Origin of the sequence: Hymenobacter guriensis (assembly GCF_015773195.1) — a bacterium.
Classification (GTDB): Bacteria; Bacteroidota; Bacteroidia; order Cytophagales; family Hymenobacteraceae; genus Hymenobacter; species Hymenobacter guriensis.
Map to the genome: position 1 here is coordinate 213,043 of NZ_JADWYK010000001.1, position 12,965 is coordinate 226,007.

The window sequence follows — 12,965 nt, forward strand, 5'->3', positions numbered from 1 at the left end:
ACTTGCCTGGTCTAGAGGTAGAAAGTAGCCGCGCCACGCATTGTCCGGGGATGAAAGCACCCATATTTCATTGCAACTACTGCACTGGTAGTAAGCGTCTACTGACTTTAAATCATTTATCATTGGCATTGATACCGGTTTTTCCACCGGCACTAATTGCCCTGCTGCACGTCTGGCTTCCGATACCTTTTCAAATGATTCAAACTCCTGCCAAGTTTCGAATCTGTCAATGCCTTTCGGAAAGCAGTTTGAACACATCGGATTGTATTAAGAAAACCATTTCAACGAAGCGGTAGAGATGCTTCGACTTCGCTGCGCTCCGCTCAGCATGACGTTCTGGGTTATTCCGCCTGAACCTTTCCCTCTTTATACTCCGCCACCGCCGTCAAAAACTCGTCAAACAGATACTCGGTATCCTCCGGGCCGCCGGCGGCTTCGGGGTGAAACTGGGTGGAGAAGAAGGGTTTGGTTTTATGCTTGATGCCTTCGCAGGTGCCGTCGTTCAGGTTTTCGAACAGCATGGTCCACTCGGAGGGCAGGGTGGCGGTATCCACCGCGAAGCCGTGGTTTTGGCTGGTGATAAAGCTGCGCTTGGTGCCCGTGAGCAGGACCGGCTGGTTGTGGCTGCGGTGGCCGTATTTCAGCTTGAAGGTGTCGCCGCCCGCCGCCAGGCCCATGAGCTGGGAGCCCAGGCAGATGCCGAAAATCGGCTTGTCCTGCCCCAGCGCGGTTTGCAGGTGCTGGATAGTAGCGGTACACATCTTCGGGTCGCCGGGGCCGTTGCTCAGGAACAGGCCGTCGTAGTCGAGTTGGGTGAAGTCGTAGTCCCAGGGCACGCGAATCAACTCCACGTCGCGCTCCAGAAAGCAGCGGATGATGTTGGTCTTGGTGCCGCAATCCACGAGCACGATTTTGTGCTGGCCGTGGCCGTAGTGCTTCACCTCGGCGGGGCTCACCTGGGCCACCAGGTTTTCCAGGTTAGGGTCGTGCAGGGGCACGTCTTCCTCGGCCACGATTTTGCCCAGCATGGCGCCCTTCTCCCGCAGAATTTTGGTGAGCATGCGGGTGTCCACGCCGAAGATGCCGGGGATATTGTACTCCTTGAGCCAGTCGCCGAGGCTTTTGGCGGCGTTCCAGTGGCTGTGCTCCTCGGAGTAGTAGTTCACCACCAAGCCGGCAATGTGAATCTTATCCGACTCAAAAATCCTGGAAATCGACTCGTACAATTCCTCGCCGGGCACGCCGTAGTTGCCTACCATGGGGTAAGTCAGCACCAGAATCTGGCCGGCGAAGGACGGGTCCGTCAGGTTTTCGGGGTAGCCGGTCATGGCCGTACTGAATACTACCTCGCCTGCGGAGGAGGTAAATGCACCGAAAGAAGTACCCTCAATTTCGGTACCGTCTTCGAGGATGAGTTTTACTGTTTGGGACATCTATCGTTCTGATTGTAGAGCCGCAGTAGTTTGCGTCTCAATCGTTGCTGACGTTATTATTTACCGGGGCTTTCTGGTGCCCGCTGTTCCATGAAGAGACGCAAACTAGTGCGGCTCTACATCTTGTTAGACCGTGTCTAAAAATGCTAAAACGCTCATGTACTAGCTGGTGGCTACTTATTGAAGCATGCTGTTCTTTTTTAGCTTCCTTGTTTTTCGAATAGGTTCCACAAATGGCACCGGCGAGGTTTGGTTTTGGGCAATGGCAGGCATGGCTTCTAAATGGCATCCAGCCCCGGCAAGCCGAGCAACGCCGCCACCCGGCGCGCCACGGTTTTGACGCTGGCGACATCCGGACCGGTGATGTTCAGGTGGCCCATTTTGCGGCCGGCGCGCGCTTCCGCCTTGCCATACAGGTGCAGGTGCGTACCCGGTAGGCTTAGCACGGCGGGCCAGTTCGGTTCCCGCCGCTCGCCGCTGGCGTCAAGCCATACATCCCCCAGCAGATTGAGCATGATGGCCGGGGAATGCTGGCGCGGCTGTGGCAAGGGCAAGCCTGCCATGGCATGTACCTGCAGGTCGAATTGCGACGCGTTGCAGGCGTCCAGGGTATAGTGGCCGCTGTTGTGCGGGCGCGGGGCCATTTCATTCACTACCAGGCCGCCATGCGCACTGCCATCAGCCACCACAAAAAACTCCACGCACAACACCCCCACGTAGCCGATGTACCCGGCAATGGAAACGGCCGCGGCGCGGGCCTGCTCGGCCAGGGCGGGGGGTAATGCCCCTTCATAGGCGTGCGTCACGGCCAGAATGCCGGCCACGTGCACGTTGCGCTGCGGTACGAAGCTCACCACCTGCCCGTCCCAGCCGCGCGCCACCAGCACTGAGCACTCGGCCGTGAGCGGCAGCATTTTTTCCAGCACGCAGGCGACGCCCCCCAGTTCCGCCCAAGCGGCGGTCAGTGCCGCGGCCGTCCGGACGCGAATCTGCCCCTTGCCGTCGTAGCCCAGGCGCGCCGTTTTCAGGATACCGGGCAGCAGGTCCGCCCGCTCGGCCGCCACGACCCGCAGCTCGTCGGGTGTGGTAATTACCGCGTAGGGCGCGCACATCACCCCCGACACGGCCGCGCAGGCCGTAAAGTGAGCTTTTTCTTCAATGCGGTCCTGGGCAATGCCCACCGCAGCCGCGGCCGGAGCCACGTGTCGGGCCTGGGCCAGCGCGTGCAGCACTTCGGCGGGCACGTTTTCAAACTCGGTGGTGATGGCCTGGCACAGGTCAGCCAGTTGCGCCAACCCGGTCGGGTCGTTGTAGGCGGTCCGGATGTGGTGGTGGCTCACCAGCCCGGCCGGGCTTTGCGGGTCGGGCTCCAGCACGGCGGTGCGGTAACCCAGGCGCTGAGCGGCGTGCACAAACATGCGGCCCAACTGGCCACCGCCCAGCACCCCCAGCGTGGCCGGCCGGCCCGCGGCATCCGTCTGGTCCGGGAAGACCGGAAGCCCGATTACAGCGTGCGTGTCGTCGCTCATACCGGCAGCTTCATGGCCCGGGCCGCTTCAGTTTGTTCGGCCCGGAAGGTGTGCAGTTGGGCAGCCAGGCGGGCATCGTGGAGGGCCAGCATGCTTATGGCAAACAGTGCCGCGTTGGCCGCCCCCGCGTCGCCGATGGCAAACGTGGCCACGGGCACCCCTTTGGGCATCTGCACGATGCTGTGCAGCGAATCGACCCCCTGCAGATGGCGGCTGGCCACGGGCACGCCCAGCACGGGTACCATGGTTTTGGCCGCCAGCATCCCCGGCAAGTGAGCCGCGCCACCCGCACCGGCAATGATGACCTGCAAGCCCCGCGGACCAGCCTGTTCGGCGTAGGCAAACAAGTCATCGGGCATGCGGTGGGCCGATACTACGCGGGCCTCGTGGGGTATGTCAAACTGCGTGAGCAGCTGCACGGCGTGCTTCATGGTTTCCCAGTCGCTGCTGGAACCCATGACGACGCCCACCAGGGGCTTGTCGGGAGCGGAGGTATCAGAGGGGGGCAGGGTACTCATGTATAAAGCTTGGCAGGGAACAGGGTATTCCCAGGTGGTCAAAAGATGTGGTTTCAGGCCTGGAACTACGTTCGGACAGCGTAGTCCTTTGGGTCGTTATGCTGAGCTTGCTCAAGTATTCGTACTGCTTGTGCTGCTTCATTTGGGTTCTGGCAACGAAGCGGGAGAGATGCTTCGGCAAGCGGACGCCAGATAAAGCACGACGGAGCAGGGACGCAACAGGCCAGGACAGTGGATTAGCCGACGGGCACAGTGAGCATAAAAAAACCGTTTCGAAATCCGAAACGGTGGAGGGGAAATACCCAGAAAAAACAACCAAAACGCCAGAGGCAAAATCAGGAAAACCGATGGTCTTGAAGACCTTGCGGCCCACTCGCGGTTCCTCGTCGACCAAGGTTCCGCGCTTCATCAACAAGTTGTCTGCTTGAAGCATGCTGCAAAGCTACGGTATTGTTACGTTCGGCAACATACCGGCGAGGCTATTTTTTTCGCCCAGCTTTGCTCAACTTGTCCTGCTATCCTGTCTGGCTAAATGCGTTGCTTTTTCTTCGGTATTCCCCACCGGTGTTTCGGCAATCTGGCGGCCGGGCCAATCGGCGCGGCCGCTCCGGATTAGTCCACCTGGCAGGGTACTTCTTGTCGTATGCCTCACCTCCTGGCTCCCTTCTGCTGCCAAATGGGAACTGGCTGCTGGTGTTTAGGTCGGAAAGTCAGGGCCTCCTAAGTGAAAGCGTGAGCTGGAAACCACTTTTTCAGCGGTAGCTACCCGACTGCTTTGGCCAGTTGGCCAGGGGCCGAGACGGCCACTAGCGCATACAGCGCCTGCAAAAACCGGTCAACCTCCGCCCTGGTGATATTCAATGGGGGCAGCAGGCGGAGCACCGTTGGGTCGGAGGCGTTGCCTACGAAGATGTGGAAATCCGAAAGCAGCTTGTCGCGCACGTCTTTGATGGGGAAGTCGTACTTAATGCCCACCATCAGGCCCCGGCCGCGGATTTCCTCGGCCCCGGCGTTGGCTTGCAGCTCCTGCCGCAGGTAAGCGCCCAGCTCGGCAGCATGAGTCAGCAAATCTTCCTGCTCAATAACTTCCAGCACCGCCAGAGCAGCAGCGCAGGCCAGGTGGTTGCCGCCGAACGTAGTGCCCAGCAGACCATACGACGCTTTTAGCTCCGGCGCAATCAGGATGCCGCCGATGGGGAAGCCGTTGCCCATGCCTTTTGCCACCGAAATAACATCGGGCCGGATGCCGGCATGCTGATGGGCGAAGAACTTACCGCTACGGCCGTAGCCGCTCTGCACCTCGTCGGCAATCAGCAGCGCACCGTATTGTTTGCACAGCGTGGCCAGCCCCTGCAGGAACTCATCAGATGGCATGATGATGCCGCCCACGCCCTGGATGGGCTCGATAATGGCCGCGCACACGTCGCCACCTTGCAAGACCTGCTCTACTGCCGCCAAGTCGTATTCCACGAAGGAAATGGCGTGGTCGGCGTTAAAGGGCGCTACAATTTTTGGATTGTCAGTAGCGGCTACCGCGCCGGATGTCCGACCGTGGAAAGCGCCTTTGAAGGCCAACACGCGCTTTTTGCCAGTATGGAAGGAGGCCAGCTTCAACGCATTCTCATTGGCCTCGGCCCCGGAGTTACACAGAAACAACGAGTAGTCCTCATACCCCGACACTTGGCCCAACTTGTGCGCCAGCTCCTGCTGAATCGGAATCTGCACCGAGTTGGAGTAGAAGCCGATGTTCTGCAGCTGCTCGGTGAGGCGCTGCACGTAATGCGGGTGGCTGTGGCCGATGGAAATAACGGCGTGGCCGCCGTAGAAATCCAGGTATTCCTGGCCCTTGTCGTCCCAGAGTTTCGCCCCTAGCGCCTTTACCGGCGTGATGTTGACGAGCGGATATACGTTGAAAAGCTCCATGATATGGAAGTGAGAGCTGAGAAGTTAGAACGTAGAAGCAAGCCTTATGAACATCCAACGCGGACGTCATGCTGAGCTTGCCGAAGCATCTCTACCGAACGATTTTTCACCTGACGAAGCGGTAGAGATGCTTCGGCAAGCTCAGCATGACAGTTCTGATATTGTATCAGAACAGCCCCGCTTTTAATCCTAATCCCATCGTTTCCGGCAGGCCAAACAGCAGGTTCATGTTCTGCACGGCCTGGCCGGAAGCGCCCTTCACTAGGTTGTCGATAACCGAAGTGATGAGCAGCTGCTTGCCGAATTTCTGCACGTGCAGCAGACACTTATTGGTGTTTACTACCTGCTTGAGGTGAATTTCCTTATCCGAAACCGTGGTGAACGGTGCATCGGCGTAGAACTGCTGGTACAGTTCCCGCGCTTCCTCCTGGGTCAGGTCCGACGGCGTGTAGACGCTGGCGAAGATGCCCCGCGAGAAGTTGCCGCGGTAGGGGAGGAAGTGAATATCAACATCCAGTTCGTGCTGCAACTGTGCTAGGCTCTCCCCGATTTCGCCGAGGTGCTGGTGGGTGAAGGGCTTGTAGATGGACACATTATTAGTGCGCCACGAGAAGTGTACGGTTTCCGAGAGGCTTTGCCCCGCGCCCGTACTACCCGTAATGGCCGACACGTGCACATCGTCCGTCAGCTTGCCGGCCTGCGCCAGCGGCAGCAGCGCCAGCTGAATAGCCGTGGCGAAGCAGCCGGGGTTGGCAATGCTCTGGGCCTGCTGGATGCGACTCCGGTTCAGCTCCGGCAGCCCGTACACAAACTCGCGGCTTTGAAACTCCGCGTCGGCTTCCAGGCGGAAGTCGTTGCTCAGGTCGATGATGTGGGTTGTTTCGGGCAGTTCGTGCTGGGTTAGCCACGCCTTGGAGTTGCCGTGGCCCAGGCACAGAAACACTACGTCTTCATCACCAGCCAGCTCCGAGGTAAACACCAAGCCTGTCTCGCCCACCAAGTCGTCGTGAACCTGATAGACGGGGTTGCCGGCGTTGGAAGAGCTGACGATGGCGCCCAGTTCCGCGTACTTGTGGTGCAGCAGAATGCGGATCAGCTCCCCGGCTGTGTAGCCGGCCCCGCCGACGATGCCAACCTTAATTTTCATCGTTGAACGAGCCGTGAATCCGCAGCTGGTTGCTGAAGATCTTGATGAAGCCTTTCGCGTCGCGCGAGTCCCAGGCATTGTTTTCCTCGCCGTAGGTGGCCACCTTCGACTGCATCATGTCGAAGTCCGACTCAATGCCCACCAATTCGAATTGATAAGGCTTCAGCGTCACGTATACTGTGCCCGACACGCGTGCCTGCGACGACTCCAGGAAAGCCTCCATATCGCGCATCACCGGGTCGAGGTACTGAGCCTCGTGCAGCAGTGTGCCGTACCAGTTGGCTATGTAGTCTTTGTGTAGCAGCTGCCAGCGCGAGGAAACGTGCTTTTCCAGCAAGTGGTGGCCTTTGATGAGGATCAGGGGCGCGGGTGCCTCGAAGCCCACGCGGCCCTTGATACCCAGAATCGTGTCCCCCACATGGGTGTCGCGCCCGATGGCGTACTGACCGGCCAGCTCATTGAGGGCGATAATCAGGTCCACCGGATTCATTTGCTGGCCATTCAGGGCCACCGGCTCGCCTTCCTCAAAGGTGATGCTGATTTCCTGGGGCTCGGTTTTGGTGAGCTGGGTGGGCCAGGCCGATTCCGGCAAACCCTGGCGCGAAGTCAGCGTTTCTACCCCGCCCACGCTGGTGCCCCAAATGCCCTTGTTGATAGAGTACTTGGCTTTTTCCCAGCTCATTTCTACCCCGTTAGCTTGCAGGTACTCAATCTCCTGCTGGCGCGAGAGGCCCAGGTCGCGGATGGGCGTAATGATTTCCGTGTCGGGCGAAATCACCGAAAACGCCACATCGAAACGTACCTGGTCGTTACCGGCCCCGGTGCTGCCGTGGGCAATGTAGTCGGCCTTGTTTTCACGGGCATACTCGGCCAGGGCCAGGCTCTGAAACATGCGCTCGGCACTCACGCTCAACGGGTACGTATCATTCTTCAGAATATTTCCCGCCAGCAGGTAGCGCAGGCACTCCTGGTAGAACCGCTCGGTTACGTCGATTACCTCGTGGCGCTTGGAGCCCATTTCGTAGGCGCGCTTTTCGATGCCGGCCAACTCTTCCTGCGAGAACCCGCCAGAGTTGACGATGACCGTGTGGACTTCCAGGCCCAACTCTTTCGTCAGATACACAACGCAATAGGACGTATCCAAACCGCCGCTGTAGGCCAGAACTACCTTTTTTTGAGACATGAGAAAATGAGAAGTGAGAAATGCGAAAAGAACGGTGAGGCGGTAGCTTGCCCTGTTATACAGAGCGCGCACTGTTACTGCTCCTGCCTCAGGATTTCGATGGTAAGCTGGCTGAAACTATCGTCCAGGTTGTCGTACACCATGCCGGTGCACAGGCACATCTTGCGCTCATTCTCCATCAGAATGCCGTAGTTTTTGCAGCTGGAGCAGCCCTTCCAGAAGTCGTCTGACTGGGTAAGCTCGGGGAAGGTGACGGGGCGGTAGCCCAGCTCGTTGTTGATCTTCATCACGGCCGCCGAGGTAGTGATGCCGAAGATCTTCGCCTGCGGGTACTTGGTGCGCGACAGTTCAAACACGCGGTGCTTGATGGCACGGCCCAGGCCTTCTTTGCGCAGCTCGGTGTTTACAATCAGCCCCGAGTTGACCACGAACTTCGCATCCTCGAAAGTCTCGATGTAACAGAAACCAGCCAACTGGTCATCGATAAAGGCGATGATAGCGTCGCCCTTTTCCATCTTCTTAATCAGATAGTTAGGATCGCGCTTGGCAATACCTACGCCCCGCGCTTTGGCGGACTCGGCATACCATTGACAGAGGGTTTCCACATACTGCGCATCGGCAGCACTGGCGACTCGTAAAATCATGGTCAGGACTCGGTTAGTGGCCGGGGTTATACGGCTACAGACTCGGAAAGACGAAAAAGAGAGGATGCAGGCGAGGCTGCTTGGGGCTCCGGCGGCAGGGCCGGAAGCAGGTAAAAACCCGGAAGTGCGGTGGGCCAGTCAGGCCAGGGAGCGGGGCGTTCCGGCCGGGGGCCGGAAGAAGTCACACTAGAAGTTACACTCGGACTAAGGTCAGTTGATTCGTGAAGGTTCTCTTGGGGTGGGGCTCCGGTAGGAGGCCCGGCGTCGGTTCGCGGTAGAGGCGGAACCCAGACGTACTATTGCAGCCAGCGGTTAAGCTGGCATGATTCGCACGACCAGACAAGGTCGTCGCAGAAGCGCAATAGAAGAGAGTTGAATCATGACGGTTGCCGCGGGGCGGCGAGGGAGTGTTTCGCCGTTTAAATCATTTAAACCGCGAATTCGTTGCAATACTAGATGTTTTTTTTTGGAAACTTTACCGCTCCCAGGGCAAAAAATATTGTTCCTACCGGTGGCATTCTCCCAACTGCTCTTCTGAATTAGCTCCCGTTTTGGGCCACAACGTTACCGTTACGGCCGTTTTCCTCTCCCTCCTACTGTATGCGTGAAGGCCTGAAAATTTTTAAAATCGGCGGCGGAATCATTGACGATGAAAGTCAGCTGCGGCAGTTTCTGCGGGAGCTAGCCCAGGTTTCGGGTCGCAAGCTGCTGGTCCACGGCGGGGGCAAAGGCGCCAGCCAGATGCTCCGCGACCTGGGCATCGAGCCCCAGATGGTGCAGGGCCGCCGCATCACCGACGCCGCCACGCTCGATATCGTGACCATGTTTTACGCCGGCAAAACCAACAAGCAGGTGGTAAGCTTGCTGCAGGCAGAGGGCGTAAATGCCCTGGGCCTTTCGGGGGCCGATGGGAACGTCATCCAAGCCGTGAAGCGCCCAGTTAAGGACATCGACTACGGCTTTGTGGGCGACCTGCCGGCCCATGCGGTAAACGCCGAATTCGTAGGCCAGCTGCTGGAAATGCACCTGATGCCCGTGTTTTGCGCCATCACCCACGATGGAGTGGGCCAGCTGCTCAACACCAACGCCGACACTATTGCCGGCAGCCTAGCCCAGGCCCTGGCTGCTCAGTACGAGGTGGAGCTGCACTTCTGCTTCGAGAAAGACGGCGTGCTACGTGACCTCAACGACGAAGCCTCCGTCATCCCCCAAATCACCGCCGCCGAGTATCAGCAGCTCAAAGCCGAGGGCGTCATTGCGGCCGGGATGGTGCCCAAGCTGGATAATGCCTTTGCCGCACTGGAAGCCGGGGTGGAGCGGGTAGTCATCGAAAACGCCCTGCGCATCAACGAGCCGGTAAAAACGATTCTATGCGGATTCTAGAGGAAAAGCTAGTGCGCCTAGCCATTATTCTGCTCAAAGATTTAATTAAAATACCTTCTTTTTCAAGAGAAGAAGATAAAACAGCCGTTGCTATCAGGTCTTTTTTGCGGAGTAATGGCGCCGCCCCGCAGCGTGACGCCAACAACGTATGGGCGGTGTCTAAGCGCTTTGACCCGACCAAGCCGACCATTCTGCTCAACTCCCATCACGACACCGTGAAGCCCGGCGCTTCCTGGACCTACGACCCATTTGGAGCGGTGGTAGAAAGCGACCGGCTGACCGGCTTGGGCAGCAACGATGCAGGAGCTTCGGCGGTGAGTCTGCTGGCCACGTTCCTCTACTTCGAGCACCAGGAAACTGAACCGCCCTTCAACCTGATCTGCGCCATTACCGCGGAAGAAGAAATATCGGGCCAGAACGGCATTCGACGCCTGCTGCCGCTGCTACCACGGATTGACCTGGGCATTGTGGGTGAACCGACGCAGATGGACCTGGCCGTGGCCGAGAAGGGCTTGGTGGTGCTCGACTGCGTAGCGCACGGCCGCACCGGGCACGCCGCCCGTGAGGAAGGCGAAAATGCCCTCTACAAAGCCCTCGACGACGTGCAGCGCTTGCGCGAGTTCCGGTTTGAGCGGGTGTCGGAGCTGCTGGGCCCGGTGAAGCTGACCGTTACGCAGATTCAGGCCGGCTCCCAGCACAATGTGGTGCCCGACCGGTGCACGTTCGTGGCCGATGTGCGCACCAACGAGCTGTACACCAACCCGGAAGTGGTGGAAATTGTGCGTGGCCTGATCGGGGCCGACGTGACCCCGCGCTCCACCCACCTCAACTCCTCGCGCATCCCGCTCACGCACCCGCTGGTACAGCGCGGCCTGGCCTTAGGCCGCCGCACGTTTGGCTCCGTCACCCTCTCCGACCAGTCGATGATGCCCTTCACTACCGTCAAAATCGGCCCTGGCGATTCAGCCCGCTCGCATACCCCGGATGAATACATTTTGCTCAGCGAAATCCGGGCTGGCGTGCGGGGCTACGTGGAGCTGTTAGATGGACTGGAGCTGATGGCTTAGGCGTTTTCGATGGCTGCCATGTCAATTTTTTGCATCTGCATCATAGCCGCCATCTTGCGCTGCCGCTGGGCGGGGTCGGCACTGCCCAGGAGTTGGAACATGTTGGCTGGGGTGATTTGCCAGGAGACGCCAAACCGGTCTTTCAGCCAGCCACAGTCGCCGGGCGCCCCGCCATTGGCCGTTAGCTTGTCCCAGAGCGCATCAATTTCGGCTTGGTCGGCACAGCTGACCGACAGTGATATGCCCGTACTGAACGTGAAGTATGGCCCACCGTTCAGGGCCACGTACTTTTGCCCGGCCAGTTCAAACTCCACCGTCATCACGCTGCCAGCCGGCATGTATGTTCCGGCGGTATAGTGTGTCATGCGGGTGATTTTTGACTCCGGAAAAAGGCTGGTATACAATTGAGCCGCTTCTTCAGCCTGGTTGTTGAAAGTCAGGAACGTGGTAATTTTCTGCATAACGGAGGAGGATGGTGAAGAACTTACCTAAAGGTAGGGAGCCGCCCTACCTTGATAGGAGGCCGAAAACGACAAAAAACAGGCAGTTTGCGACGCAGTTGCTCCTGCCATTACACATAGTACCCATTCCCCGGCCTCCGAGCCGGAACCACCACTAGTCAGCGCATGAAAATCTGGGATAAAGGCATTGCCGTCGATAAGAAGATTGAACAGTTTACCGTGGGCCGCGACCGGGAGCTGGATATATACCTGGCGCAGTTCGACGTGCAGGCTTCCCGGGCCCAGGCCAACATGCTAGCCGGCGCGGGCCTGATTTCCGGGGAAGAAAACCAGCAGCTGCAACAGGGCCTGCAGGAGCTGGCCGCCCAGCTGGAAGCCGGCACGTTCACCATCGGCGAGGACTACGAGGACGTGCACTCCAAAATCGAATCCTACCTGACCGAGCATTACGGCGACGCGGGCAAGAAAATTCATACGGCCCGTTCCCGCAACGACCAGGTACTGACGGCCATTCAGCTGTTTCTGAAAGACTACACCCAGCGCGCTGCCGCCCGCACCCTGGAGCTAGTCGAAGTCCTACTGCAGAAAGCCGAGGCGCACAAGGAAGACCTGATGCCCGGCTACACCCACTTTCAGGCGGCCATGCCCAGCTCCTTTGGGCTGTGGTTTTCGGCTTACGCCGAGCATTTGCTGCTGGACCTGGCTTTGTTTGAAGCGGCGTATACCATAGCCGACCAAAACCCGCTGGGCTCGGGGGCGGGCTTCGGCTCCTCCTTCCCCATCGACCGGCTGCAGACCACCCGGGAAATGGCGTTTGGCAACCTGGCCGTGAGCAGCGTGGGGGCCCAGATGCTACGGGGCAAAACCGAGAAGACCGTGGCCTTTGCGCTGGCCGGCATGGCCGCCACCCTGGCCAAAATGGCCTACGACCTGGTGCTCTACAACGGGCAGGATATGGCCTTCGTGGAACTACCGGCGGCCTTCACCACCGGCTCCAGCATCATGCCGCACAAGAAAAACCCCGACGTGTTTGAGCTGATTCGGGCGCGCTGCAACGCCCTGCAGGCTTTGCCCAACACCCTCATGCTGGCCACCAGCAACCTGCCCAGCGGCTACCACCGCGACTTCCAGATTCTGAAGGAAATCCTGTTCGAGCCCATGACGCAGTTCCTGGGCATTCTGGACATTGTGCTGTTTGCCCTGCCCCAGCTGCGCATCAAGCCCGACCTGCTCAACCAGCCCAAGTACGACGCCGTATTTACCGTCGAAAACATCAACCAGCTTATTCAGGCCGGGGTGCCCTTCCGCGAAGCCTACAAGCAGGTGGGCCGGGCCGTGGAAGATGGCTCCTACGTGCCGCACAAGCAGTTTCAGACCACCCACCTGGGCAGCGTGCACAACCTGGGGATGGAGGAAATTCGGGCGAAAGTGGCGCGGTTCCAAGCCGGGAGCCGGCTGCTTACTTCTGCGCAATCGTAAAACTACCGGGAAAGCAACGCAGGTATTCGGCTGAATGGCCGGCGGCAATTGTACTAACCGCTTAGTTGGCGCGTTAGGCCGCTTCCGGTAATTTTCCGGCTGACTGCGCAAAAAAACCAGCGTGTTTAGTGTATAAGCCCGAACTTGCGGGCTTACTGAAGCCCGTAGCGTTTCGGCAATGCTTGCGCGCCACGTTTC

The 12,965-nt window shown here is 58.9% G+C and carries 11 protein-coding genes; 3 read left to right on the top strand and 8 right to left on the bottom strand.

Annotated features, from left to right (window positions below; genetic code table 11):
• Positions 1 to 341: 341 nt before the first annotated feature.
• The 7 genes from carA to I5L79_RS00920 all read right to left on the bottom strand — a co-directional run bounded on the left by carA (position 342) and on the right by I5L79_RS00920 (position 8,377).
• Positions 342 to 1,433, bottom strand: coding sequence for a glutamine-hydrolyzing carbamoyl-phosphate synthase small subunit (gene carA, locus I5L79_RS00890; RefSeq protein ID WP_196953131.1), 1,092 nt, complete (start codon positions 1,431 to 1,433; stop codon positions 342 to 344).
• A 278-nt stretch (positions 1,434 to 1,711) separates the two neighbouring features.
• On the bottom strand, positions 1,712 to 2,962 hold the full coding sequence (locus I5L79_RS00895; RefSeq protein ID WP_196953132.1) for a 5-(carboxyamino)imidazole ribonucleotide synthase: 1,251 nt from the start codon (positions 2,960 to 2,962) through the stop codon (positions 1,712 to 1,714).
• Positions 2,959 to 3,480, bottom strand: a complete 522-nt coding sequence (purE, locus tag I5L79_RS00900; protein ID WP_196953133.1) for a 5-(carboxyamino)imidazole ribonucleotide mutase — start codon at positions 3,478 to 3,480, stop codon at positions 2,959 to 2,961. Before purE ends, I5L79_RS00895 begins: the two co-directional genes overlap by 4 nt.
• Positions 3,481 to 4,242: 762 nt before the next feature.
• Complete coding sequence (locus I5L79_RS00905; RefSeq protein ID WP_196953134.1) at positions 4,243 to 5,403, bottom strand: aspartate aminotransferase family protein; 1,161 nt, start codon at positions 5,401 to 5,403, stop codon at positions 4,243 to 4,245.
• A 166-nt stretch (positions 5,404 to 5,569) separates the two neighbouring features.
• Positions 5,570 to 6,550: an N-acetyl-gamma-glutamyl-phosphate reductase gene (gene argC, locus I5L79_RS00910; RefSeq protein ID WP_196953135.1), complete on the bottom strand. Its 981-nt coding sequence runs from the start codon at positions 6,548 to 6,550 to the stop codon at positions 5,570 to 5,572.
• Entirely contained in the window at positions 6,540 to 7,733 is a 1,194-nt protein-coding gene (gene argG, locus I5L79_RS00915) for an argininosuccinate synthase (protein WP_196953136.1), read from the bottom strand. The genes argC and argG overlap by 11 nt, the downstream gene beginning before the upstream one ends.
• 74 nt (positions 7,734 to 7,807) lie before the next feature.
• Positions 7,808 to 8,377 (bottom strand): GNAT family N-acetyltransferase, encoded by a 570-nt coding sequence (locus I5L79_RS00920; RefSeq protein ID WP_196953137.1) that lies wholly within the window; start codon positions 8,375 to 8,377, stop codon positions 7,808 to 7,810.
• Between the two features lie 600 nt (positions 8,378 to 8,977).
• On the opposite strand from I5L79_RS00920, the gene argB reads away from it, so the two are divergent.
• Both argB and I5L79_RS00930 read left to right on the top strand, forming a co-directional pair.
• On the top strand, positions 8,978 to 9,760 hold the full coding sequence (gene argB / locus I5L79_RS00925) for an acetylglutamate kinase (RefSeq protein ID WP_196953138.1): 783 nt from the start codon (positions 8,978 to 8,980) through the stop codon (positions 9,758 to 9,760).
• 155 nt (positions 9,761 to 9,915) lie between these two features.
• Positions 9,916 to 10,827, top strand: coding sequence for a M20/M25/M40 family metallo-hydrolase (locus I5L79_RS00930; RefSeq protein ID WP_317191346.1), 912 nt, complete (start codon positions 9,916 to 9,918; stop codon positions 10,825 to 10,827).
• Here I5L79_RS00930 and I5L79_RS00935 read toward each other — a convergent pair.
• Complete coding sequence (locus tag I5L79_RS00935) at positions 10,824 to 11,288, bottom strand: VOC family protein (protein ID WP_196953140.1); 465 nt, start codon at positions 11,286 to 11,288, stop codon at positions 10,824 to 10,826. The two genes, I5L79_RS00930 and I5L79_RS00935, sit on opposite strands and share 4 nt — an antisense overlap.
• Positions 11,289 to 11,453: 165 nt before the next feature.
• Between I5L79_RS00935 and argH the strand changes: the two genes are divergently transcribed.
• Positions 11,454 to 12,767, top strand: a complete 1,314-nt coding sequence (argH, locus tag I5L79_RS00940) for an argininosuccinate lyase (protein ID WP_196953141.1) — start codon at positions 11,454 to 11,456, stop codon at positions 12,765 to 12,767.
• Positions 12,768 to 12,965 lie beyond the last annotated feature (198 nt).